Origin of the sequence: Pseudomonas sp. NFACC45, assembly GCF_900113505.1 — a bacterium.
GTDB classification, from domain to species: Bacteria; Pseudomonadota; Gammaproteobacteria; order Pseudomonadales; family Pseudomonadaceae; genus Aquipseudomonas; species Aquipseudomonas tehranensis.
The window spans coordinates 113,388-137,685 of sequence record NZ_FOPO01000001.1 but is presented as its reverse complement, the minus strand read 5'-3'; the positions used below and the strand labels follow the sequence as shown (position 1 = coordinate 137,685).

Here is a 24,298-nt window from a genome sequence, read left to right as displayed (position 1 = left end):
GCGCTTGCGCTAGTCTCACGTTTCATTGCTGTCTGCCGAGCTTTCCATGCCTGACCTGCTTGACCGTTACCCGCTGACGACGGGCACCTATCACGAACTGTTGGACGACAGCGGCGCGGTGCGCGAGCACTGGCGCCGCCTGCTCGACCATTTGCAGCGCAGTACGCCGGCCCAACTGCTCCAGCGTCAGGCACTGTTGGCCCGGCAGATCCAGGAAAACGGTGTCACTTACAACGTCTATGCGGACCCGAAGGGCGCCGACCGGCCGTGGGAGCTGGACCTGCTGCCCCATGTGATCGATGCGCAGGAGTGGAAGCAACTGTCGGCGGGCATCGCCCAGCGTGCACGTCTGCTCAATGCGGTGCTGGCCGACCTGTACGGGCCGCAGCGGCTGATCAGTGAGGGGCTGCTGCCGGCGGAACTGGTGTTCGGGCACAACAATTTTCTCTGGCCGTGTCAGGGCATCACGCCGCCGGACGGCATTTTCCTGCACCTGTATGCCGTAGACCTGGCCCGTGCGCCCGACGGTCGCTGGTGGGTCACGGCGGATCGGACCCAGGCGCCGTCGGGGGCCGGGTATGCGCTGGAAAATCGCATGATCGTCTCCCGGGCCTTTCCCGACTTGTATCGTGACCTGAAGGTCAAGCACCTGGCCGGTTTCTTCCGCACCTTGCAGCAGACCCTTGCGCGTCAGGCCCCCAGCGATGGCGAGTCGCCGCTGGTGGTGCTGTTGACGCCCGGGCGGTTCAACGAAAGCTATTTCGAACACCTTTACCTGGCGCGCCAGCTGGGCTATCCGCTGGTGGAAGGCAGCGACCTGACAGTTCGCGACGCCACGGTTTACCTCAAGACCCTGAGCGGGCTACGACGGGTCCACGCCATCATGCGCCGGCTCGACGATGATTTCTGCGACCCGCTGGAGCTGCGCACCGATTCGGCCCTGGGCGTACCGGGGTTGCTGGAGGCGGTGCGTCAGGGCCGGGTGCTGGTGGCCAATGCCTTGGGCAGCGGCGTGCTGGAATCACCGGGCCTGTTGGGCTTTTTGCCCAAGATCAGCCAGTTTCTGTTCGGTGAGGAATTGCTGCTGCCGTCCATCGCCACCTGGTGGTGCGGTGAGCCGCCGGTCCTGGCCCAGGCCTTGGAAAAACTACCGCATTTGCTGATCAAACCGGCGTTTCCTTCCCAAAGCTTCAGCCCGGTATTGGGGCGCGACCTGAACGAACAACAGCGTGCACTTCTGGCGGCGCGCATGCAGGCGCGTCCCTACGCCTATGTCGCCCAGGAACTGGCGCAGCTGTCCCAGGCACCGGTCTGGCAGGCCGAAGACGGTCAGCTTCAGCCGCGGGCCATCGGCATGCGCGTGTATGCCGTTTCCGGGGAGGATGACTATCGGGTGCTGCCGGGCGGCCTGACCCGCGTGGCGGCCGAGGCCGACGCCGAAGTGGTATCGATGCAGCGAGGCGGCGCCAGCAAGGACACTTGGGTCCTGGGAGAACAGGCGCCCAGTGGCGAACAATGGAAGGCCCAGCGAACCGTGGGCGTCCACGATCTGGTTCGACGTGATCCCTACCTGCCGTCCCGCGTCGTGGAAAACCTGTTCTGGTTCGGTCGCTACTGCGAGCGCTGTGACGACAGCGCGCGGCTGCTGCGGATCATGCTGGCGCGCTATGTCGATGGCGACGACCCGCAAGCGCTGCAGTCGGCGGTGTCCCTGGGGGAAAGCCTGATGCTGTTGCCAGAGGAGGGCGAGCTGCCCGAGCGACTGCTGGCGGCGTTGTTGGGGGACGATTGGTCGTTCAGCCTGCGTTCCAACCTGCAGCGATTGCAGTGGGCGGCCTCCCAGGTTCGCGGCAAGCTGTCCCGGGAGAACTGGCAGGCACTGGTGGAGTTGCAGCGCGAAGCCATGGAGCTGGAAACCGCGGAGCCGGATTTCGGTGAGTTGCTGGATTTTCTCAACCGTTTGGTGATGTCCCTGGCGGCGTTGTCCGGGTTCGCTTTGGACGACATGACCCGCGACGAGGGCTGGCGTTTCCTGATGATCGGTCGTCGCCTGGAGCGCCTGCAATTTCTCAGCAGCAGCCTGGCGGCGTTCCTGCGCGGTGATGCGGTGTTCGACCAGGCCGGACTGGACTGGCTGCTGGAGCTGGGCAACAGCAGCATCACCTATCGTTCGCGTTACCTGGCGGTGGCTCAGTTGATCCCGGTGCTTGACCTGCTGTTGCTGGACGAACAAAACCCTCACGCGGTGCTCTTCCAGTTGAAACTGGTGGCCCGTACCCTCAAGCGCTTGAACGATGACTTCGGCGCGCCCAGGGAAACCGCCTTGCCAGAGCTGGTCGCACGCTTGTCATGCTTTGACCTGCGTTGCCTGGAGAATCCGCTGTTTGGCGAGGCCAGCCTGCGCGCAGCCCTCGATGGCTTGGCCGATCTGTTGCAGGAAGTGGCCGATGTCAGCGGCCAGGTGTCCGATCGCCTGGCCTTGCGTCATTTCGCTCACGTCGATGACGTCAGCCAGCGCACGGTGTCCGTCTGATGAGCGCTCGTTACCAGATTTTCCACGACACCCACTACCATTACGACAGCCCGGTATCCCTGGCCCAGCAGCTTGCTCATCTGTGGCCGCGCCCCTGTGAGTGGCAGCGTTGCACCGAGCAGCAGTTGTTGATCAGCCCGGAGCCGACGACCCGCCGCGATGAGCTGGATGTGTTCGGCAACCCACTGACCCGCCTGGCGTTCGAACGGCCCCATGACGAGTTGCTGGTCAACGCGCGTCTGAGCGTGGAAGTGTTGGCGCGTCCTGTGCTGGACTTCAGTTTGTCCCCCGCCTGGGAGTCAACCTGTCATGCGTTGACCTACAGCGGCCGGCCACTGGCTGCTCCCTTACTGGATGCCTGCCGCTATCGTTTCGAGTCACCCTATGTGCACCTCAAGCGCAGCTTCGTCGAGTTTTCCGAAAGCTGTTTCGCGCCGGGGCGCCCATTGATGCTCGGCGTGCGGGCGCTGATGGAAAAGATATTCGAAGAGTTCACCTTCGATGCTGAAGCCACCCAGGTGGCAACGCCGCTGGTGGAGGTGTTGGAGCGGCGGCGGGGCGTGTGCCAGGATTTTGCCCACCTGATGCTGGCCTGCGTGCGCTCCCGAGGGTTGGCGGCGCGTTACGTCAGTGGCTACCTGCTGACTCAACCACCGCCGGGCCAGCCACGGTTGATCGGTGCCGATGCCTCGCACGCCTGGATCTCGGTGTTTTGCCCGGTGCTGGGCTGGGTGGATTTCGACCCGACCAACAACGTGCAGCCGGCGCTGGAACACATCACATTGGCCTGGGGCCGGGATTTTTCCGATGTGTCGCCGTTGCGAGGAGTGATTCTGGGCGGCGGGGATCATGACCCCGAAGTGCGGGTGACGGTGATGCCGCTTGAATCGTAAACAGATCCCGGTGTGGGAACGGGCTGGGCTGTGAGGGCCGGCAGCGAGGCTGCCGGCCCTGGACACAGAACCGGGGGGCCGGATCGGATCATCGGACCCTGGAGGTCTCAGGCGTCGGGCGTCTGATCTTTCGGTGCATCAACATCAACGTCTGCCGCCACTTCGCCTTCGGTATCCGGGGTCAGTGCCGCTGCTTCTTCTTCAGCGGTAGCTTTCTTGCGCTGAAGCTTTTCCTCTTTCTTCTGCTCCTTGGCCAAGTCTCTCTGACGTTTGGCGAAGGAATAATTGGGTTTGGCCATGGGCGATCCTCTGGGGTCGAAGGTGAGGTTGAGCGGCGCGTATTCTGCCCTGTATCGGGGTCGAGCCGTTAGCTGGGTTTTTGTTCGGCCCACTTTGGCTGCACCGACGGTTGCCATTCATCCAGCGCATCGAGCAGGTGGTGGGGTGATTCGCTCACTTGCAGCATGTCACGGTGGGGCTCACGGACGAAGCCTTCGCCGACGATATGATCAAGAAAACCGGTGAGTTTGCTGTAGAAACCGTTCACTTCCAGCAGCCCCAGCGGTTTGCCGTGATAGCCGAGCTGGCCCCAGGTCCAGACTTCGAACAACTCCTCCAGCGTGCCAAGGCCGCCAGGCAGGGCGATGAAAGCATCGCTGAGCTGAGCCATGCGCGCCTTGCGCGCGTGCATGCCGTCCACGATCTCCAGGCGGGTGAGGCCGCTGTGGCCGATTTCCTTGTCTTTGAGGCTCTGCGGGATGATGCCGATCACTTCGCCGCCGGCCGCCAGGGCTGCATCGGCAACGATGCCCATCAGGCCGACCGCGCCGCCACCATAGACCAGGGTCAGCTTTCGTTCCGCCAACGCGCGCCCCAAGGCCTGCGCCGCTTCACGATAGGCTGGGTGGCTACCGGTGCTGGCGCCGCAAAATACACAAACAGACGCTAAAGACATGCCTTACTCCGTGGTCAGTAACGGGACCAGAGTAAAGCCTGGCTTTGGTTGCGCAAAGCAAATTAAACCTCGCGCTGGGGTTTTTCGTAGGTGCCACTGGCACCGCAGGCGTAGGCGGCAAGCAGGCTGCACAGCAGGCTGTTGAGGTTCATGATGCGGTACTCCAGAGAGGTGATGGAGCCGATCATATGGGCGCCTCATACCTTTGGCTGGTTGATTATGCTCATCAGGCTGATAGCCTTAAGTTGTATACAATCTTTGACTCAGGTCATAGGAACTTGTCTGAAATTCAGGCAGTCTTCCCCATTGACGGAATTTTTCTAACCATGCCTTGGAGATTCACCATGTTTGCCAAACTTGCTGCAGTATCCCTGTTGACGCTGGCCAGCAGCCAGCTGATGGCAGCCGAGTGCAAGACCACCATCGACTCGACCGACCAGATGTCCTTCAGCACCAAGGCCATCGAGATCGACAAGAGCTGCAAGACTTTCACTGTTGAACTGACCCACTCGGGCAACTTGCCGAAGAACGTCATGGGCCATAACTGGGTCCTGAGCAAAGAGGTTGACATGCCGGCCATTGCTTCCGATGGCCTGAAAGCGGGCATCGACAAGGATTACCTGAAAGAAGGTGATACCCGCATCATCGCCCACACCAAACTCATTGGGGCCAAGGAAACTGACTCGGTGACGTTCGATGTGTCGAAACTGAGCGGCGATGAGAAATACGGTTTCTTCTGCTCGTTCCCGGGCCACATCTCGATGATGAAAGGCACCGTTACCCTGAAGTAAACCTTCAAGCATAAAAAAGCGCCCCATCGCAGGGCGCTTTTTTTATGCCAAATAACCGAGCCCTGTGGGAGCGAGCCTGCTCGCGATAGCGGTGCGTCAGTCAGCGTCAATATGACTGATGCGGCGCCATCGCGAGCAGGCTCGCTCCCACAGTGGGACTCTCCACCATAGCGGTAGTTACGGGGCGTACGGCATCACCCGCTTGTGCTCGGTCTTGCGATAGGTCTCGCAAATGATTCTGGCCGCTTCTTCGCGCACCGGCAGCCCATGCAGGAATGCATCGATCTCGCCATAGGTCACGCCGTGGGCGGCTTCGTCGGGCTTGCCGGGCGACAGGTCTTCAAGGTCGGCAGTGGGGACTTTTTCTACCAGCGATTCTGGCGCGCCGAAGTCTCGGGCGATGGCCCGAACCTGGTTTTTCACCAAGCCGCTCAGCGGGGCCAGGTCACAGGCGCCGTCACCGAACTTGGTGAAGAAACCCATCACGGCTTCGGCCGCATGGTCGGTGCCGATGACCAGGCCTTGCTCGGCACCGGCGATGGTGTACTGCGCCACCATGCGCATCCGCGCCTTGGTATTGCCCAGCACGAAATCCCGGGAGCCCGGCCCTTTGCCTTCGAACGCCAGCACTTCCTTGGCCAGTGCCTTGACTGCCGGACCGATGTTGACGGTATGGCGCTCGTCCGGCTCGATGAAGTCCACACAGGCCTGGGCTTCATGTTCGTCGAACTGGGTTTCGTACGGCAGGCGCACGGCAATGAACTTGTAGGCGGCGTTGCCGGTTTTCTCCCGCAGTTCGCGCGCTGCACGTTGGGCCAGCAGGCCGGCGGTCAGCGAATCGACCCCGCCGCTGATGCCCAGTACGAGGGTCTTGAGTCCGGAGTTGACCAGACAATCCTGGATAAAGCCCACCCGACGAGCGACTTCGGCCTTGAGGGCGGCGTCATCGGCGAACGGTGGCTGAACCTTGAGCTGTTCAGCAATCTCACGCTGTACGGCTTGCATGAATTCACTCCTTGCTTGGTGTGTCAAAGGGCGGCAGGTACTTGGAAAACGTGTCGCATGTACGCGACGAAATTCGGGTCTTTGCAGTGGGTCTTACCGGGCTCGTCTGAAATCTTGGCCACGGGTTGCCCGTCACAGCTGATCATTTTAAGCACGATGCTCATCGGCTCCACACCCGGGATGTCACACGTCAGGTTGGTGCCGATACCGAAGCTGACATTAATGCGACCACGCAATGCCCGAAAAATCTCCAGGCATTTGGGCAGCGTCAGGCTATCGGAGAACACCAGTGTCTTGCTCATCGGGTCGATACCGAGCTTGTGGTAGTGAGCAATGGCTTTTTCAGCCCAGATGACCGGGTCCCCGGAGTCATGGCGCAAGCCGTCGAACAGCTTGGCGAAGAACAGATCGAAGTCCTTGAGGAAAGCGTCCATGGTGATGCAATCGGTCAGTGCGATTCCCAGTAGGCCCCGGTACTCACGCACCCAGCAATCGAGGGCAGCGATCTGACTGTCGATCAGCCGCGGGCCCAGTTGCTGATGGGCCATGATCCATTCGTGGGCCATGGTGCCCAGGGGTTTCATGTCCAGCTCCCGGGACAGGTGCACATTGCTGGTGCCGACAAAGCGCCCGGGGAAGTCGTGCTTGAGCACGTTGACCACTTCTTCCTGGACGCGGTAGGAGAACCGCCGTCGGGTGCCGAAGTCCGCGACTTGCAGTTCGGACAATTCGTCGACGCTGGCGTTGGCGGTCAGCCAGTCGAACTTGCGATACAGCTGTTCGCGCGCCTGTTCCAGAACGATCTCGCGGTAGCGATAGCGATTGCGCACTTCGCTGACAATGGCCAGTAGCGGCACTTCGAACAGAATCACATGCAACCATGGCCCACGCAGGCGGATAAACAGCTCGCCGTTCTCGATGCCGGTGTGTACATAGCGCAGATTGAAACGGAACAGGCCTAGAAAACGCAGGAAATCGGGTTTGAGGAAGCTGATGCGCTCCAGGAAGCCCAACTGGTCGACGCTCAGGCTCAGCTCGGCCAGGCGTTCGATCTGAAAGCGGATCTCCGCCAGATACGGGCGCAGGTCTTCGCTGTTGCGGCAGCGAAATTCCCATTCGACTTCGACGTTGGGGTAGTTGTGCAGCACCGCCTGCATCATCGTCAGCTTGTAGAAGTCGGTGTCGAGCAGGTTCTGCACGATGCGATCGGCAAACACACTCTCGCTCATGGCGGGAATCTCCAGACAGGCCGCTGCGGCGGGCAGCGGGGTGCAGCGGTTGGTGGTGAAGGGGCTAGTGGCGCATAACCTGGGTGAGTATTGCCAGTGATTTTTGGTCACTATTTCTTTGTGGCAAAAGATTTATCTGTGGCGAGGGGATTTATCCCCGCTGGACTGCGCAGCAGGCCCCAGAATAATGGGGCGCGACGCGCCCAGCGGGGATAAATCCCCTCGCCACGGGTTTTACGCAGGTCGCAGCATCTACGCTGTATCAGGGTTCTGGGTCTGCTCCAGCATCCACTCCACAAAATGCCGCACCTTGGGCACTTCCGCCGAATGCTCAGGATAGGCCAGGTAATAGGCATCGGTACTGGGCATCGCATAGTGCCAGGGGATCACCAGCTTGCCGTCAGCCAGTTCTTCTTCCACCAGAAAGCGCGGCAGCAGGGCGACGCCGCAGCCAACCTGGGCGGCCCGGATGCACATGTAGAAAGTTTCGAAGCGCGGCCCGTGGTAGCTGTGTTCGGTGTGATAACCCTGGCTGGCGAACCAATCGTGCCAAGCCTGGGGGCGTGAGGCGTTTTGCAGCAGCACCAGATCGGCCAGTTGCGTTGGGTCGCTGAAGGGCTGGGCCGGCAGATTGCCAGGCGCGCAGACCGGCACCAGTTCTTCGCCGAACAGTTTCAGGGATTCGGCGCCGGGCCGTGAGCCCTGGCCGAAATAGAACGCCAGGTCGCTGCGCCCCTGGAGCAAGTCGTCGGACTCCTGCTCGCTGCACAGGTCCAGATGAATTTTCGGGTGCCGCAGGCGCCAGCCTTTGAGCCGTGGGACCAGCCAGCGAGCGCCGAAGGTTGGCGGCGTGGAAACCCGTAGGACCTCGGTATCGCCACCGTAGGAGCGCAAGTAGTGGGTCGACATCTCCACCTGCGTAAGGATTTTTCGTACCTCCCCCAGGTACAAATCCCCGGCCGGTGTCAGCTGCAAGCGTCGACGTACGCGGCGAAACAGCAAATGCTGTAGCAGTTCTTCCAACTGTGCGACCTGTTTGCTGACGGCGCTCTGAGTCAGGTTCAGCTCTTCGGCGGCGCGAGTGAAGCTCAGGTGGCGGGTCACCGCTTCGAAGCACTGTAGCGCCGTGATCGACGGCAGATAGCGTTTATTGATCATGATGAGGCCTTATTTCTTGTGGCTCTGCTTATCCGGTCATGGCCAGCATGAATAAACGGAATGATATCTCGCTTAAAGGTCGTTTGTTGGCAAGTCTCGGGCCAGCTACAACTACAGGTCTGATCAGCCGTGATCGTCCGGCTGCCAATTCTTTGTCTTTTGTTTGAGGAATTAACCATGGTTGCTGCATTGCTTGATCGCCTGGGTGTCGAACCGGCCTTGTACCAGAGCGGCACACAACCGGTGCATTCGCCCATCGACGGCAGTCGCATCGGCGCCGTGAACTGGGAAGGCGCCGCAGAGGTCGAGCAGCAAGTCAGTCGCGCCGAGCATGCGTTCGACCTGTGGCGCCAGGTGCCGGCCCCCCGTCGTGGGGAGCTGGTGCGCCAGTTCGGTGACCTGCTGCGCGAATACAAAGCCGACCTCGGCGAGCTGGTGTCGTGGGAAGCCGGCAAGATCACCCAGGAAGGTTTGGGTGAAGTGCAAGAGATGATCGACATCTGCGACTTCGCGGTCGGTCTGTCCCGTCAGCTGTACGGCCTGACCATCGCCTCCGAGCGTCCGGGCCACCACATGCGTGAATCCTGGCACCCGCTGGGCGTGGTCGGCGTGATCAGCGCTTTCAACTTCCCGGTGGCGGTCTGGGCCTGGAACACCACGCTGGCCCTGGTGTGCGGCAACGCGGTGATCTGGAAACCCTCGGAAAAGACCCCACTCACCGCCCTGGCCTGCCAAGCGTTGTTCGAGCGTGTGCTGAAGAACTTCAGCGATGCGCCACCGTACCTCAGTCAAGTGATCATCGGCGGTCGCGATGCCGGTGAAGCGCTGGTGGACGATCCGCGCGTGGCGTTGATCAGCGCCACCGGCAGCACCCGCATGGGCCGTGAAGTGGCGCCGAAAGTTGCCGCGCGCTTTGCCCGCAGCATCCTCGAACTGGGTGGTAACAATGCGATGATCCTGGCCCCCAGCGCCGATCTGGACATGGCCGTGCGCGCCATCCTGTTCAGCGCTGTCGGCACCGCCGGCCAACGTTGCACGACGCTGCGCCGCCTGATTGCCCATGAGTCGGTGAAAGAAGAGATTGTCACCCGGCTCAAGGCCGCGTATTCGAAAGTGCGCATCGGCCATCCGCTGGAAGGCAACCTGGTCGGGCCGCTGATCGACAAGCAGAGCTTTGAAGGCATGCAGGATGCGTTGGAGCAGGCGTTGAGCGAAGGCGGTAAGGTGTTTGGTGGTAAGCGCCAATTGGAAGACCAGTTCCCGAATGCCTATTACGTATCGCCGGCCATCGTCGAGATGCCGGAGCAGAGCGACGTGGTGCGCCACGAAACCTTCGCGCCGATCCTTTATGTGGTCGGCTACAAGGATTTTGCCCAGGCCCTGGAACTCAATAACGCCGTGCCTCAAGGCCTGTCGTCCTGCATCTTCACCACGGACGTGCGTGAAGCCGAACAATTCATGTCGGCGGTGGGCAGCGACTGCGGCATCGCCAACGTCAACATCGGCCCGAGCGGCGCTGAAATCGGCGGTGCGTTCGGCGGTGAGAAAGAGACCGGCGGCGGACGTGAGTCAGGCTCCGATGCATGGCGCGGCTACATGCGTCGCCAGACCAACACCGTGAACTACTCGCTGGAGTTGCCGTTGGCGCAGGGGATTACTTTCGACTGAGGTCGAGTCAACGAGTGTCCCCCTGTGGGAGCGAGCCTGCTCGCGATAGCGTCGGATCAGCCAACATGGATGTTGCAAGGTAAACCGCATCGCGAGCAGGCTCGCTCCCACAATGAGTTTATGTGCAGTGGTTGGGTTTCATTTCCGGAGTCTGGCAATGCCGTTACGCGAAGAATGTCTGTGGGAAAAACTCACGCCGCAAAGACCTGAGAATACTGCGCTAACCGGCGAAATCACGGTGGATGTCTGCGTGATCGGCGCGGGGTTTACTGGCTTGTCGGCGGCGGTGCATTTGCTCGAACAAGGCAAGCGCGTCGCCGTGCTGGAGGCTCATCGGGCCGGGCATGGTGGCTCGGGGCGCAATGTCGGTTTGGTCAACGCCGGCTTGTGGATCCCGCCGGACGAGATAGAAGCCGGCTTCGGCGAAGCAGTGGGCAGTCAGCTCAATCGCATGCTCGGGGCGGCACCGGCGCTGGTGTTCAGCCTCGTCGACAAATACAACATTGATTGCCAGCTGCGGCGCGAAGGCACCCTGCACATGGCCCACAACGCCAGGGGCGAAGCGGACCTGCGCAGCCGTGAGGAACAATGGAAGCGTCGTGGTGCCCCGGTGGAGTTGCTCACCGGCCAGGCGTGTGCCCAGGCCACGGGCACCTCGAAAATCGCGGCGGCATTGCTCGACCGGCGGGCCGGCACGCTCAATCCGATGGCCTACACCAGTGGGCTGGCCAAGGCCGCCTCTGATCTTGGCGGCCAGTTGTTTGATCATTCCCCCGTGACCCGCCTGGAACGCCAGGGCCAGCGCTGGTCGGTGCAGACTGCCCAGGGTTCGGTACTGGCCGAGCAAGTGGTGATCGCGTCCAATGCCTACACCGAGGGTGACTGGACCGAGCTGCGGCGCAGTTTCTTTCCCGGTTATTACTATCAGGTTGCCTCCGCTCCGCTGACCGACGAAGCGGCGCAGCGCATTCTGCCGGGTGGCCAGGGCTCGTGGGACACCCGCCAGGTATTGAGCAGCATTCGTCGGGACAAGGACGGGCGTCTCTTGCTGGGCAGCCTGGGTAATGGCAATCGCAAGCCCACCTGGTTCCTCAAGGCGTGGGCCGACCGGGTGCAACAGCACTACTTCCCTTACCTCAAGCCGGTGGAATGGGAATGCACCTGGACCGGGTGTATCGCCTTCACCCCCGATCACCTGATGCGCCTGTTCGAGCCGGCCCCCGGTCTGGTGGCCGTGACGGGTTACAACGGCCGCGGCGTGACGACTGGCACAGTAGTGGGCAAAGCCTTTGCCGACTATCTGTGTCATGGCAACGCCAGCGCGTTGCCGATTCCCTTCGCCGCCATGCGGCCCCTGGCCGGGACAGGCTTGCGCAGTTGCTTGTATGAAGCGGGTTTTTCGCTGTATCACGCCGGCCAGTGCCTGCGGATTGTGATCTGAATGTTGAAAAATGTTGCCGCAGCGCTCGTTTTCCACCACAACGTCTAGCCTGTTATGGTGCGGGTTGTAGCAGTTGTGCACCGCCAGTGTGCAGTTCGGTGACGCGGGTTGTTACAGCTGGGTTGCACGTCGTTTCGTGTGATGGTTGCAATGATGGCTCAGGGAGGGTTGTACCCATTTGTTTCTATGGTTGTACCTTGTGCGATTTAGACGGTTGCACGCCCAATAAAAAAGGGCTCGAAACAGTCGAAATAACAATAAAGCAGCGACTTTTTTCAGAATAAAAAACCGATGGCACGGCGCTTGCTCTGAGCTTTTCAGTGAAGTCGCAGTGCCAACTAAAAAAAACCTTGGAGCACCACCTCATGTCCCAGACGTTTTACAAGAAAGGCTTTCTGGCCCTCGCAGTGGCAGCTGCGCTGGGTGTTTCTGCGTTTGCTCAGGCCGACGTCAAGATCGGCGTAGCGGGTCCGATGACCGGTGCCAACGCGGCATTTGGCGAGCAGTACATGAAAGGCGCACAAGCGGCGGCAGACGAGATCAATGCCAAGGGTGGCATAAACGGCGAGAAAATCGTTCTGGTACAGGGCGATGACGCCTGCGAACCGAAGCAGGCCGTGGCCGTGGCCAACCGCTTTGTCGACCAGGACAAGGTTCTCGGCGTGGTCGGTCACTTCTGCTCCTCGTCCACCATCCCGGCGTCCGAGGTTTATGGTGATGCCGGTATCATCGCCATCACCCCAGGCTCCACCAACCCCGCTGTTACCGAGCGCGGCCTGAGCGCGATGTTCCGTATGTGCGGTCGTGACGACCAGCAGGGCATCGTCGCCGGCGACTACATCGTTGACGTGCTCAAGGGCAAGAAAGTGGTGGTCCTGCACGACAAGGACACCTACGGCCAGGGCCTGGCGGATGCGACCAAGGCGCAGTTGGTCAAGCGTGGCGTAGAGCCGGTACTGTACGAAGGCCTGACCCGTGGCGAGAAAGACTTCGCTGCCGTGGTCACCAAAATCCGTGCGGCCGGTGCCGACGTGGTCTATTTCGGCGGTCTGCACCCGGAAGCTGGCCCACTGGTTCGCCAGTTGCGTGAGCAAGGCCTCAAGGACGTGAAATTCATGTCCGACGACGGCATCGTCACCGACGAACTGGTCACCACCGCCGGCGGCGCGCAATTTGTCGACGGCGTATACATGACCTTCGGCGCCGACCCACGTCTGCTGCCGGACAGCAAGGCCGTGGTAGACGCGTTCCGTGCCAAGGGCACCGAACCGGAAGGCTACACCCTGTACGCCTACGCCTCGGTCCAGGCCCTGGCTGCCGGTTTCAACGGTGCCAAGAAAAATGACGGCGAAGCCGCTGCCGAATGGCTCAAGGCCAATCCGGTCCAGACCGTGATGGGTAAGAAAGAGTGGGATTCCAAGGGTGACCTGAAAGTCTCCGACTACGTGGTCTATCAGTGGGACGATAAAGGTAAATACCATCAGTTGGAAAAACAGAAGTGACATGAACGGCTGAATCACCCGGCGCCCTCAGGTGCCGGGCGATTTACCCGTGTTCATGCAGTACCTGTCTTTTCTCCCGAGAGCTGCGGGCACATCGTGCAGCGTCGGCGGCTGAACCCCGGTCCGTCGCAGCGGTGTGCGTGCAGCCTCTCAAATGCGTGAGATTGCGTTATGGATGGTATTTTCCTGCAGCAACTGATCAATGGCCTGACCCTCGGGTCGGTCTATGGTCTGATCGCCATCGGCTACACAATGGTCTACGGCATCATCGGCATGATCAACTTCGCCCACGGCGAGGTTTACATGATCTCTGCGTACCTCGCGGCGATCAGTCTGGCTCTGCTGGCCTGGTTCGGTATCGAATCCTTCCCTCTCATGATTCTCGGTACGCTGGTGTTCACCGTGGTGGTGACCGGCGTCTACGGTTGGGTGATCGAGCGGGTCGCCTATAAGCCCCTGCGCAACTCCACTCGCCTGGCACCGCTGATCAGCGCCATCGGCATCTCGCTGATCTTGCAGAACTATGCCCAGATCAGTCAGGGCGCTCGCCAACAGGGTGTGCCTACGTTGCTCGAAGGCGCCATGCGCGTGGACATCGGCAGCGGCTTCGTCCAGCTCACCTACACCAAGATCTTCATCCTGATCGCCGCATTCACCGGGATGGCCTTGCTGGCCTACATCATCAAGTACACCAAGCTCGGCCGCATGTGCCGCGCCACCCAGCAAGACCGCAAGATGGCCTCCATCCTCGGGATCAACACCGACCGGGTGATTTCCTACGTGTTCGTCATCGGTGCGGCCATGGCGGCCCTGGCCGGTGTGCTGATCACCATGAATTACGGCACCTTTGACTTCTATGCCGGCTTCATCATCGGCATCAAGGCGTTCACCGCGGCGGTTCTCGGCGGCATCGGATCCCTGCCTGGGGCGATGTTGGGCGGGATCATCCTCGGCATCTCCGAGTCGCTGTTCGCCGGTCTGATCAACTCTGACTACAAAGACGTGTTCAGTTTCTCCCTGTTGGTGCTGATTCTGATTTTCCGTCCCCAAGGCCTGTTGGGTCGCCCACACGTGGCGAAGGTATAAGTATGTCTGCTGCCAATAAACCGATTGAAATCAAAAAAAGCGTCATCGACGCGATCCTGGCCGGCCTGATCTCGCTGATCGTGTTCGGGCCGATTGTCGGCGTGGTGCTCGACGGCTACAGCTTCAACCTGCAGCCGGCCCGGGTGGGCTGGCTGGTGGCGATCGTAATGGCCGGGCGCTTTGCCTTGAGCCTGTTTCTGCAAACCCCCAAGGGTCTGAAGATTCTCCAGGGGTTCGAAAGTACGAGCTCCGGCGTGCATGTGCTGCCACCGGACTACAAGTCGCGCTTGCGCTGGATCATCCCGTTGCTGATCGTGATTGCCATCGTGTTCCCGTTTTTCGCCAACAAATATGTGCTCACGGTGGTCATCCTCGGGCTGATTTATGTATTGCTGGGGCTGGGCCTGAACATCGTGGTCGGCCTGGCCGGGCTGCTCGACCTGGGCTACGTGGCGTTCTATGCCATCGGCGCTTATGGCCTGGCGCTGGGTTACCAATACCTGGGGCTGGGGTTCTGGACGGTACTGCCGCTGGCGGCGATCGCGGCGGCGATGGCCGGGTGCATATTAGGATTCCCCGTGTTGCGAATGCACGGTGACTACCTGGCCATCGTGACCTTGGGTTTTGGCGAGATCATCCGGTTGGTACTCAACAACTGGCTGTCGTTTACCGGCGGGCCGAACGGCATGCCGGTGCCGTCACCGACTTTCTTTGGCCTGGAGTTCGGCCGGCGAGCGAAGGAGGGCGGGGTGCCGTTTCACGAGTTCTTCGGCCTGACCTATAACCCCAACGTCAAATTCCTGTTCATCTACATCGTGCTGTTCATCACCGTGCTGCTGGTGCTTTACGTCAAGCATCGCCTGACTCGCATGCCGGTCGGTCGCGCCTGGGAAGCCTTGCGCGAAGACGAGATCGCCTGCCGCTCCATGGGCCTGAACCACGTGCTGGTCAAGCTCTCGGCGTTCACCATTGGTGCTTCCACAGCGGGCCTGGCAGGGGTGTTTTTCGCCAGTTACCAGGGCTTCGTGAACCCGTCGTCGTTCACGTTCTTCGAATCGGCGCTGATTCTGGCGATCGTGGTACTCGGCGGTATGGGGTCGACGGTGGGCGTGGTCATCGCCGCATTTGTCCTCACCGTGGCGCCGGAGTTGCTGCGCAGCTTCTCGGAATACCGGGTGTTGCTGTTCGGCGTGCTGATGGTGTTGATGATGATCTGGCGCCCTCGCGGCCTGATTCGCATCAGTCGTACCGGGGTGACGCCGCGTAAGGGAGTAGCGCCATGAGCGAAGTCGTATTGTCCGTCGAAAACCTGATGATGCAATTCGGTGGGATCAAGGCCCTCAGCGACGTCAGCCTGCAAGTCAAACGCAACTCGATCTTCGCCCTGATCGGCCCCAACGGCGCCGGCAAGACCACGGTGTTCAACTGCCTGACCGGGTTCTACAAGGCCACGGGGGGCAAAATCGAGCTCAACGTGCGCGGCGAACGGACCGATGTCATCAAGCTGTTGGGCGAGCCGTTTCGTCCCACCGACTTCGTGTCCCCCAAATCCTTCGCCAGCCGGGTGTTCTACAAGATGTTCGGCGGCACCCACCTGGTGAACCGCGCAGGCCTGGCGCGGACTTTCCAGAACATTCGTTTGTTCAAGGAAATGTCCGTGCTGGAGAACCTGTTGGTGGCCCAGCACATGTGGGTCAATCGCAGTCTGGTGGCAGGCGTGCTCAACACCAAGGGCTACCGCCAGGCAGAAAGCGATGCCCTGGACCACGCTTTCTACTGGCTGGAAGTGGTGGACCTGGTGGATTGCGCCAACCGACTGGCGGGCGAACTTTCCTACGGCCAGCAACGGCGCCTGGAAATTGCCCGCGCCATGTGCACCCGCCCGCAGATCATCTGCCTCGACGAACCGGCCGCCGGCCTCAACCCTCAGGAAACCGAAGCGCTGAGCGCGATGATCCGGCTGCTGCGCGACGAGCACGATCTGACCGTGGTGCTGATCGAACACGACATGGGCATGGTAATGAGCATTTCCGACCACATCGTGGTGCTGGACCACGGCAACGTGATCGCCGAGGGCGGTCCCGAGGCAATTCGCAACGATCCGAAGGTGATCGCGGCCTACCTGGGTGCCGATGAAGAGGAGCTGGTATGAGTGGACCTATCCTCGAACTCAAGGAGCTGGACGTATTCTACGGGCCGATCCAGGCCCTGAAAAAAGTCTCGATACACATTGGGGAAGGTGAAACCGTCAGCCTGATTGGCTCCAACGGTGCCGGCAAGTCCACGTTGCTGATGTCGATTTTTGGCCAGCCGCGAGCGGCAAGTGGGCAGATTATCTATCAGGGTGTGGACATCACGCACAAGTCGTCCCACTACATTGCCTCCAACGGCATCGCGCAATCGCCGGAAGGACGGCGGGTATTCCCTGACATGACCGTTGAGGAAAACCTGTTGATGGGCACCATTCCCATCGGTGACAAGTACGCCAGCGAAGACATGCAGCGCATGTTCGAGCTGTTCCCGCGGCTCAAGGAGCGGCGCAACCAGCGGGCCATGACCATGTCCGGCGGCGAGCAGCAGATGCTCGCCATCGCTCGGGCGCTGATGAGCCGGCCCAAGTTGTTGCTGCTCGATGAACCCAGCCTGGGGCTGGCGCCGATCGTGGTGAAACAGATCTTCGCCACCTTGCGGGAACTGGCGTCCACCGGCATGACGATCTTTCTGGTGGAGCAGAACGCCAACCACGCCCTCAGGCTGTCGGACCGGGCCTATGTGATGGTCAACGGTGAAATCCGCCTGACCGGCACCGGCAAGGAACTGCTGGTCAACGAAGAGGTGCGCAACGCGTATCTGGGCGGGCATTGACACAGGCCAGCACTAAAAAACCGGCGAGTGATCGCCGGTTTTTTTATCCCTTGAATCCACCGCGGATCCCTTGTGGGAGCGAGCCTGCTCGCGATGGCGGTCTGTCAGTGCCATGGATACTGACTGGCCCACCTCTATCGCGAGCAGGCTCGCTCCCACAGGGTTTTGCGCTGGCCTGAAGAATTGTGGACAACAATCCTGAGCCCCTGCGAAACCGCGACATAAAGTCGCCGCAAACAGTTGTTTTGTCACGGTTTTGACTTGTCCCCGTTTGCTGTGGAACCGGCTGTGGGTAACGTGGGAGTAGCTGGCTGAAAGCCTCTGAATACGGGGCTTTCAGGCTGATGGTTGTTTTTTGATCAGGCGTTTTTACCTAAGCACAAGCGTGGGTTGTCAACACTTTTATGAGTCACGCAAAAGGCTTGCAAATCTGTGCGCAAGCCTGTGGATAAGTCTGTGATTAAACTCTGGAAAGACCGCGCTGAGGGCCGAGTTTACTGGCTTGAAGCCATCGTTCTTTTTACCGTCGGCTTATAGCAGATAAGTCGATCTGCACAACCTGCATTCCAGGGTCAAGGGAAAAAATTTTCCAAACCCCTCGCAAAGCCTTATGCACAGCGGCTTGTAGGATTTGTACTTGCCCCCGATTGCTGTGGACCCGCCTGTGGATAAGGTGCGCGCAACCGCCTGTGGCCCTTGTTTCATAAGGCCTGGCGCCGGTTGGTTGTTTTATGAGCAATGCTCGAAGGAAACCTTGCTTCCAGAAGTCTTGCCCATGCTGTGCCAGGCCGGGCATGCTGGGGGCCGATTTCCATTCATTGGCTGTTTTGAGCCCCAAGGAGAACACGATGTCCAACACCCTGTTTATTACCGGCGCAACGTCCGGTTTCGGTGAAGCCTGTGCCCGTCGTTTTGCCGAAGCAGGCTGGAAACTGGTGCTGACCGGTCGTCGTGAAGAACGCCTCACCGCCCTGTGCACCGAGTTGTCGAAGCAGACTGAAGTCCATGGTCTGGTGCTTGACGTGCGGGACCGCACAGCCATGGAGGAGGCGATCGCCAACCTGCCACCGTCCTTCGCCAAGTTGCGGGGCTTGATCAACAATGCCGGCCTGGCGCTGGGCGTTGATCCTGCGCCCAAGTGCGACCTCGATGACTGGGACACGATGGTCGATACCAACGTGAAAGGTTTGATCTACAGCACCCGCCTGCTGTTGCCGCGGCTGATCGCTCATGGCCGTGGTGCCGGGATCGTCAACCTGGGATCCATCGCCGGTAACTATCCGTACCCTGGCAGCCACGTGTACGGGGCGAGCAAGGCGTTCGTCAAACAGTTCTCCCTGAACCTGCGTTGCGATCTGCAAGGCACAGGTGTGCGGGTGAGCAACATCGAGCCGGGTCTGTGCGAGAGCGAGTTTTCCCTGGTGCGCTTTGCCGGTGATCAGGAACGCTACAACGCGACCTATGCCGGGGCCGAGCCGATCCAGCCGCAGGACATCGCCGACACCATTTTCTGGGTGCTCAACACGCCGGCCCACATCAACATCAACAGCCTGGAGTTGATGCCGGTGAGCCAGACGTGGGCCGGGTTTGCCATTGAGCGCAACAAGGCTTAACGGTTGACGTTATTTGAATTGGAAATGTGGTCATCTGTGGCGAGGGTGCTTGCACCCGTTGGGTCTGTAGGAGCTGTCGAGCGAAGCGAGGCTGCGATCTTGCCAAGATCAAAAGATCGCAGCCTTCGGCAGCTCCTACAGCGCAGTCGAGCGGGGGGGGCGAGCATTTTCGCCACAGGTGCGTCAGGCCAGATAGTCGGCCAGCCCGCGATAGCAGGTCAGCAGGTGATACGGGGTGGTCGATGGCATGTCCTGGCGGCTGACAGTGCCGTCGGCGTCCAGACATTCGTTCCAGCCTTTGGCATGCAGGAAGTGCTGCTGCAACGCCTGTAGTTGATGCAGCAATGCGCCCTGATTGCCCGGGCGTAATGTCAGTGCCCGCAAATACTCTGCCTGAGCCCAGATGCGCTGGGTGGCGTCCCGCGGTACCTGTGGTCCCAGGCTCAGCATGGCGCACACCGCACCGGACTGCGGGCTCACGCCTTGCTGTTCGGTGCGGCTGAAGCTGCTCTCAAGGGCTGTGTGCAACTTGCCGCCGCGCAACAGGGACGATGAGGCCAGCAAGTAATACCATTCGAACTGATGGCCTGGCTCAAACCAGTTATCCACAGCCTTGACCGGCTTTTCCATCATGACGCGCTGCTGCGGGTCGATGAAGTGCTTGAACATGGCATCGCACAGGGCCAGCAATGCCTGGCGCACGGTGGCGTCGTCGCGAACCGAGAGGGTGGCGAGGAAGGCTTCGGCCAGGTGCATCAGTGGGTTTTGCAACGGACCGGATTCGCGGGTCGACCAATCGCGTCCCAGGCTGGCTTCGTAAAGGCCGTCTCCGGTCGCAAAGCGCCGGGCGATGACTTCCAGGGCCGCGTTGAGCACCGACTCCACTAGCGGCTCGCGAACCTTGCTCCAGTAATGGGCGCAGGCAAACAGGATGAAGGCGTGGGTGTAGAGGTCTTTGCCGGTGTCCAGCGGTATGCCTTGGGGGTCAATGCTGTAGAACCAGCCGCCATGTTCGCCATCATGGAAGTGTCGCTGCAGCGAGCGGAACAGTGCGCCGGCCCGTTCTTCGGCCTGCGGCACTTCGCCGATCAGGCTGGCAAACACATACAACTGCCGCGCACAGGCCATGGCCCGGTAGCGCTGGGGCGCGAGCGGCTTGTGCCGGGTATCGAGAGATTCATAAGGCAGCGCCAGCTCGGCATTCCATCCCGGGCCTTGCCACATCGGCACGATCACCTCGTGAAAGTGCTGACGTACCGTGGCGAACAGGGCAGTCAGTTCAGGCGCAGGAGCAGGGCGGCAAGCATCGGGCATTGGTGGGCGTCGTCACGGCTGGAGGGTGATTGCGCGACATGGTAACAGAGTGGCAAGTTCGAGAGATGCGGGGCCCTCCCGTCCGTCATCGCGAGCAGGCTCGCTCCCACAGTTTGATCGGTGTACACCGTACCCTGTGGGAGCGAGCCTGCTCGCGATGACGGACGGGAGGGCGCCGATAAAATCAACCCGCCAACAACCACACCCCAGCCGCCGCCGAACCCGCTCCGGCCAGACGCACCAATGGCGCCGCCGCTCGTGGCAAAACGCGCACCAGCGCAAAACCTGCGCCATGCAGCGCCGCCGTCGCCGCGACAAAACCGGCCGCATAAGCCCAAGGACTTGTCATGTCCGGCAGCTCCAGACCATGGGCCACGCCATGGAACAGCGCGAACAGCGCCGTCGCGCCCATCGCCAGGCTCAGCGGCGGGCGTACCGCCAGTGCCACCGCCAGGCCCAGGGCCAGCACTGAGGCGGCAATCCCGCTTTCCAGCGCAGGCAGGCCCAGGCCTTCAAAGCCCAGCAAACCGCCGATCAGCATGCTGGCGACGAAGGTGCACGGCAGCGCCCAGCGCGCTGCGCCTTGTTGTTGGGCGGCCCACAAGCCGACCGCCAACATCGCCAGTAGATGATCGAGCCCGCCGATGGGGTGACCGAGGCCGGCCATCAGGCCGTTATCGCCGTGGCCGGGGTGGGCAAAGGCCAAGGCCGGAGTCAGCAACAGGGCGAGGGCGCCAAGCAGGCGTTTGTATGTCATGGATAAGCTTCCTTGTTGAGCGTGTGAACCGTTGAAGTTGAAAAGTCAGGCGGCGGTCAGCAGGCCCTGGCGTTCGATGAAGGCGATGATCTGCTCCAGGCCCTGGCCGGTTTTCTGGTTGCTGAACACGAACGGCTTGCCGTTGCGCATCCGTCGGGTATCGCTGTCCATCATTTCCAGGGACGCACCCACCAGCGGCGCCAGGTCGATCTTGTTGATCACCAACAAGTCGGATTTACAGATGCCCGGCCCGCCTTTGCGTGGCAACTTGTCGCCGGCCGAGACATCGATCACATAAATGGTCAGGTCCGACAGCTCCGGGCTGAAGGTCGCCGAAAGGTTGTCGCCACCCGATTCCACCAAAATCAGATCCAGCCCCGGAAACCGTCGGTTCAATTGATCCACGGCCTCAAGGTTGATCGAGGCGTCTTCGCGAATCGCCGTGTGCGGGCAACCGCCGGTTTCCACGCCGATGATCCGCTCCGGCGCCAGGGCTTGGTTGCGCACCAGGAAGTCGGCATCTTCGCGGGTATAGATGTCGTTGGTGACCACCGCCAGGTTGTAGCGCTCCCGCAAGGCCAGGCACAGGGCCAGGGTCAGGGCGGTTTTGCCGGAGCCTACCGGGCCGCCGATACCGACGCGCAGAGGTTGTGTATTCATGAGGGTCTCCTAGGAACGGAACAGGCGGCTGTACTGGCGCTCATGGGCCATGCACGCCAGGGACAGGCCAAACGTGGCGCTGCCGTAATGGTCGGGATCAATGTTCGAGGCGTTGTGTTGGGCCTCTTGCAGCAGCGGCAGCAGTTCGCTGGTCAGGCGCTGGGCGGCTTGCTGGCCCAGGGGCAGGGTCTTCATCAGGACGGCCAACTGGTTTTCCAGCCAGCTCCATAACCAGGCGGCAAGAGCGTCCCGGGGGCTGATGTTCCAGGCGCGGGCCGCCAGGGCCCAGCCCAGGGCCAGGTGCGGTTCGGTACGTTGTTCAAGGAAACTCCGTGCTGCGGCATCGAGTTCCGGCAAGCCGACCAGCAACTGCTGCAACGAGTAACCCATCTGCCGACTTTCCTGATGCAGCTCGCGGGTTTCCCGACTGGCGCGGTGTTCCTCGCAGTGTTGCAGCAAGGCGTCCCAGTCGTCGGCTGCGGCGGCGGTGCAGTGGGCCAGCAGCAAAGGAGCCTCGAAGCGCGCCAGGTTCAACAGCAACTGATCACTGATCCAGCGACGGGCGTCGTCGCAGGTTTTGACCTGGCCGTTATCCACCGCCATCTCCAACCCTTGGGAATAGCTGTAGCCGCCGATCGGCAATTGCGGGCTGGCCAGACGCAGCAGCGCCCATGCCGGATTCATGTGCGTACGCCGAACTGATGCAGGCGTGGTGCGTAGTTGAAATCTTCGTCGCCGTGTCGGGAATGATGATGACCACCGCCATACGCGCCGTGTTCCGGCTGGAACGCGGCCTCGATGGTTTCGGCGCGTGCACCCAATTGTTCGAGCATCGCCTTGAGCACGTAATCGTCCAGCAGACGCAGCCAGCCATCGCCCACTTGCAGGGCGACATGGCGATTGCCCAGGTGATAGGCCGCGCGGGTCAGCTCGAATGCATTGGCGCAGGTGACATGCAGCAATTGTTCGGGGCGGGCGCAGACGCGCACGATGCGTCCGTCTTCAGCTTGCAGGCATTCGCCATCGTAGAGCGGCGGCTGGCCTCGCTCCAAAAACAAACCCACGTCTTCACCCTCGGCACTGAAACAGCGCAGGCGGCTTTTGCTGCGGGCATCGAAGGTCAGGTGCAGCTCGGCGTCCCAGCGGGGTTGAGTGTCGATTCTGCGATGAATCACCAGCATCGGAAGGCTTCCAGCAATGAACGGTGCTGTGTTTAGAGCAAGGGGCTTGCCAATCGAAGGGGATGTAGGAAATAGCTGGGATGGCGTTTCAGAATGGGGCGGATTGCGTGCCGTTATGGTGCGCTTTTCGATGTTGCGCACCATTTTGCAGCTTGCACGAAACACTGTGGGAGCGAGCCTGCTCGCGATATCAGTGCATCAGTAAAATCAACGCTGACTGACCCACCGCTATCGCGAGCAGGCTCGCTCCCACAAAGGAAACATCTCGGCGGCTACTCGGTACTGCCCAGCCCTTGCCAATGCTTGAGCCCGATGAAGATAAAGCGCAATTGCTGGGTGATCTTCACTTGCGGGGTGAGGTGCTCGGGCAAGGCTTCGGCGGGCGGGTCGATGATGTCCGGCAGGGTGGCGAACACGCTTTTGACGATCAGATCGGCCATTACACTCAAGGCAGGCAGGTCCAAGTGCTGCAATTTGGGCATCAGTGCCAGGTCGGCGGCCAAGTCCGAGCTGATGCCTTCACGCAGACAGGCGATGGCCTTGCGCACGGGCAGGGAGCCGCCGTACTGCTCACGGGCCAAAAACAGGAATTGCGAGCGGTTGGCTTGCACCACGTCGAGAAAAATACGCACCGAGGCATCAATGATGCCGCCCATGACGAATTCGTTGTGACGTACCAGCCGGATCGTTTCGCGGAAGGTCTGGCCGACTTCGCTGACCAGTGCCAGGCCCAGGTGGTCCATGTCGTCGAAATGCCGGTAGAACCCGGTGGGGACGATGCCGGCGGTCCTGGCGACTTCGCGCAGGCTCAGGCTGCCGAACCCTCGGCCGCACTCCATCAAATGACGGGCGGCATCCATCAAGGCATTTCGGGTCTGTTGTTTCTGTTCGGCGCGGGGCAGCATCGCAGGGCTGACTTCTGATTCACGGAAGCGACGCACTCTAGCAAATCGGCTTTGCCGACGTCGAACGGTAGAGGGGGATCAAGCGGGGAAACGAGGGTCTCGGAAAATCAAAAGCCCGATTGCAGGAATCGGGCTTTTTCGCAGGCCACCATGGGCTCAGCTCAATGCGCTGTTGCGTTCGTTCACGCGGTCACCACCGCCTTCGGCAACGGCTTCGCCTTGTGGAGTGCGCTCGTAACCGCCTTCAACCAGACCTTTTTCTTCAAGGCGACGACGGCCATTTTCAGCGACTTCCTGGCCTTGACGGGTGCGTTCGTAGCCACCTTCGGCGACTTCCTGGCCCTGACGGGTGCGTTCGTAGCCACCTTCGGCGACTTCCTGGCCCTGACGGGTGCGTTCGTAGCCACCTTCGGCAACTTCCTGACCCTGACGGGTGCGTTCGTAGCCACCTTCGGCAACTTCCTGACCCTGACGGGTACGTTCGTAGCCGCCTTCAGCCAGTTCCTGACCTTGACGGGTCTGGTCGTAACCATCTTCAGCAACGGTCTGGCTATAGACCGAACGGCTGTCCTTGACCTGTGGCGTGGCTTGTTCGGAGGCTGGCAGTGCGAAAGCGGTGGAAGCCAGCATTGAAAGGGTGAGGCTCATCAGCAATTGGCGTTTCATGATCAGTGCTCCTTGGGAGGGCGATAAAGTGGGTACGGAGCCAATGCTACTCTCGATAAGTCGATATAAAAGTTCA

24 protein-coding genes are annotated in these 24,298 nt (G+C 60.9%); 11 read left to right on the top strand and 13 right to left on the bottom strand.

Annotation, left to right across the window (positions count from 1 at the left end):
• Positions 1-46 precede the first annotated feature (46 nt).
• Positions 47-2,533 (top strand): circularly permuted type 2 ATP-grasp protein, encoded by a 2,487-nt coding sequence (locus tag BM132_RS00615; RefSeq protein ID WP_092452334.1) that lies wholly within the window; start codon positions 47-49, stop codon positions 2,531-2,533.
• On the top strand, positions 2,533-3,426 hold the full coding sequence (locus tag BM132_RS00610) for a transglutaminase family protein (RefSeq protein WP_092395774.1): 894 nt from the start codon (positions 2,533-2,535) through the stop codon (positions 3,424-3,426). The genes BM132_RS00615 and BM132_RS00610 overlap by 1 nt, the downstream gene beginning before the upstream one ends.
• A 107-nt stretch (positions 3,427-3,533) precedes the next feature.
• Here BM132_RS00610 and BM132_RS00605 read toward each other — a convergent pair whose 3' ends face one another.
• The 3 genes from BM132_RS00605 to BM132_RS28600 all read right to left on the bottom strand — a co-directional run bounded on the left by BM132_RS00605 (position 3,534) and on the right by BM132_RS28600 (position 4,569).
• A complete protein-coding gene (locus BM132_RS00605; RefSeq protein WP_092452331.1) occupies positions 3,534-3,725 on the bottom strand; it encodes a hypothetical protein in 192 nt (63 codons plus the stop codon).
• Between the two features lie 68 nt (positions 3,726-3,793).
• On the bottom strand, positions 3,794-4,381 hold the full coding sequence (locus BM132_RS00600; protein ID WP_092395778.1) for an LOG family protein: 588 nt from the start codon (positions 4,379-4,381) through the stop codon (positions 3,794-3,796).
• 62 nt (positions 4,382-4,443) lie between these two features.
• Positions 4,444-4,569, bottom strand: coding sequence for a hypothetical protein (locus tag BM132_RS28600; RefSeq protein WP_256244068.1), 126 nt, complete (start codon positions 4,567-4,569; stop codon positions 4,444-4,446).
• Positions 4,570-4,725: 156 nt separating this feature from the next.
• On the opposite strand from BM132_RS28600, the gene azu reads away from it, so the two are divergent.
• Entirely contained in the window at positions 4,726-5,172 is a 447-nt protein-coding gene (azu, locus tag BM132_RS00595) for an azurin (protein ID WP_092395780.1), read from the top strand.
• A gap of 177 nt (positions 5,173-5,349) precedes the next feature.
• Here azu and nadE read toward each other — a convergent pair whose 3' ends face one another.
• From nadE to BM132_RS00580, 3 genes are all read right to left on the bottom strand, one after another.
• Positions 5,350-6,177 (bottom strand): ammonia-dependent NAD(+) synthetase, encoded by an 828-nt coding sequence (nadE, locus tag BM132_RS00590; RefSeq protein ID WP_047227330.1) that lies wholly within the window; start codon positions 6,175-6,177, stop codon positions 5,350-5,352.
• A 23-nt stretch (positions 6,178-6,200) separates the two neighbouring features.
• The gene (pncB, locus tag BM132_RS00585; protein ID WP_092452328.1) at positions 6,201-7,406 is read right to left on the bottom strand and encodes a nicotinate phosphoribosyltransferase; all 1,206 of its coding nucleotides are present in this window, start codon (positions 7,404-7,406) and stop codon (positions 6,201-6,203) included.
• A gap of 252 nt (positions 7,407-7,658) precedes the next feature.
• Complete coding sequence (locus BM132_RS00580; RefSeq protein ID WP_092452325.1) at positions 7,659-8,564, bottom strand: LysR family transcriptional regulator; 906 nt, start codon at positions 8,562-8,564, stop codon at positions 7,659-7,661.
• Between the two features lie 177 nt (positions 8,565-8,741).
• On the opposite strand from BM132_RS00580, the gene BM132_RS00575 reads away from it, so the two are divergent.
• The 8 genes from BM132_RS00575 to BM132_RS00535 all read left to right on the top strand — a co-directional run bounded on the left by BM132_RS00575 (position 8,742) and on the right by BM132_RS00535 (position 18,739).
• The gene (locus BM132_RS00575; RefSeq protein WP_092452322.1) at positions 8,742-10,232 is read left to right on the top strand and encodes an L-piperidine-6-carboxylate dehydrogenase; all 1,491 of its coding nucleotides are present in this window, start codon (positions 8,742-8,744) and stop codon (positions 10,230-10,232) included.
• Positions 10,233-10,389: 157 nt separating this feature from the next.
• Positions 10,390-11,673 (top strand): L-pipecolate oxidase, encoded by a 1,284-nt coding sequence (locus BM132_RS00570; protein WP_092452319.1) that lies wholly within the window; start codon positions 10,390-10,392, stop codon positions 11,671-11,673.
• 365 nt (positions 11,674-12,038) lie between these two features.
• Positions 12,039-13,175 (top strand): branched-chain amino acid ABC transporter substrate-binding protein, encoded by a 1,137-nt coding sequence (locus tag BM132_RS00565; RefSeq protein WP_092395788.1) that lies wholly within the window; start codon positions 12,039-12,041, stop codon positions 13,173-13,175.
• Positions 13,176-13,346: 171 nt separating this feature from the next.
• Entirely contained in the window at positions 13,347-14,261 is a 915-nt protein-coding gene (locus tag BM132_RS00560; protein WP_092395790.1) for an ABC transporter permease subunit, read from the top strand.
• A gap of 2 nt (positions 14,262-14,263) precedes the next feature.
• Complete coding sequence (gene livM, locus BM132_RS00555; RefSeq protein ID WP_092452316.1) at positions 14,264-15,544, top strand: high-affinity branched-chain amino acid ABC transporter permease LivM; 1,281 nt, start codon at positions 14,264-14,266, stop codon at positions 15,542-15,544.
• Entirely contained in the window at positions 15,541-16,413 is an 873-nt protein-coding gene (locus tag BM132_RS00550) for an ABC transporter ATP-binding protein (protein WP_092395794.1), read from the top strand. Before livM ends, BM132_RS00550 begins: the two co-directional genes overlap by 4 nt.
• On the top strand, positions 16,410-17,126 hold the full coding sequence (locus tag BM132_RS00545; RefSeq protein ID WP_092395796.1) for an ABC transporter ATP-binding protein: 717 nt from the start codon (positions 16,410-16,412) through the stop codon (positions 17,124-17,126). The genes BM132_RS00550 and BM132_RS00545 overlap by 4 nt, the downstream gene beginning before the upstream one ends.
• Positions 17,127-17,974: 848 nt before the next feature.
• On the top strand, positions 17,975-18,739 hold the full coding sequence (locus tag BM132_RS00535; RefSeq protein ID WP_092452313.1) for an SDR family oxidoreductase: 765 nt from the start codon (positions 17,975-17,977) through the stop codon (positions 18,737-18,739).
• A 183-nt stretch (positions 18,740-18,922) separates the two neighbouring features.
• Here BM132_RS00535 and BM132_RS00530 read toward each other — a convergent pair whose 3' ends face one another.
• The 7 genes from BM132_RS00530 to BM132_RS00500 all read right to left on the bottom strand — a co-directional run bounded on the left by BM132_RS00530 (position 18,923) and on the right by BM132_RS00500 (position 24,222).
• Complete coding sequence (locus tag BM132_RS00530; protein WP_092452310.1) at positions 18,923-20,053, bottom strand: AGE family epimerase/isomerase; 1,131 nt, start codon at positions 20,051-20,053, stop codon at positions 18,923-18,925.
• A gap of 184 nt (positions 20,054-20,237) precedes the next feature.
• Positions 20,238-20,810: a HupE/UreJ family protein gene (locus BM132_RS00525; RefSeq protein ID WP_092452306.1), complete on the bottom strand. Its 573-nt coding sequence runs from the start codon at positions 20,808-20,810 to the stop codon at positions 20,238-20,240.
• Positions 20,811-20,855: 45 nt separating this feature from the next.
• Positions 20,856-21,470, bottom strand: a complete 615-nt coding sequence (gene ureG / locus BM132_RS00520) for an urease accessory protein UreG (protein ID WP_092395804.1) — start codon at positions 21,468-21,470, stop codon at positions 20,856-20,858.
• 9 nt (positions 21,471-21,479) lie between these two features.
• The gene (locus BM132_RS00515; protein WP_092452303.1) at positions 21,480-22,154 is read right to left on the bottom strand and encodes an urease accessory protein UreF; all 675 of its coding nucleotides are present in this window, start codon (positions 22,152-22,154) and stop codon (positions 21,480-21,482) included.
• On the bottom strand, positions 22,151-22,651 hold the full coding sequence (gene ureE / locus BM132_RS00510) for an urease accessory protein UreE (protein WP_092395808.1): 501 nt from the start codon (positions 22,649-22,651) through the stop codon (positions 22,151-22,153). The genes BM132_RS00515 and ureE overlap by 4 nt, the downstream gene beginning before the upstream one ends.
• Before the next feature lie 272 nt (positions 22,652-22,923).
• Positions 22,924-23,556 carry a TetR family transcriptional regulator gene (locus BM132_RS00505; protein ID WP_092395810.1) on the bottom strand — a complete coding sequence of 211 codons (633 nt, stop codon included), beginning with the start codon at positions 23,554-23,556 and terminating at the stop codon, positions 22,924-22,926.
• Positions 23,557-23,712: 156 nt separating this feature from the next.
• The gene (locus tag BM132_RS00500) at positions 23,713-24,222 is read right to left on the bottom strand and encodes a hypothetical protein (protein ID WP_092452300.1); all 510 of its coding nucleotides are present in this window, start codon (positions 24,220-24,222) and stop codon (positions 23,713-23,715) included.
• Positions 24,223-24,298: the final 76 nt, after the last annotated feature.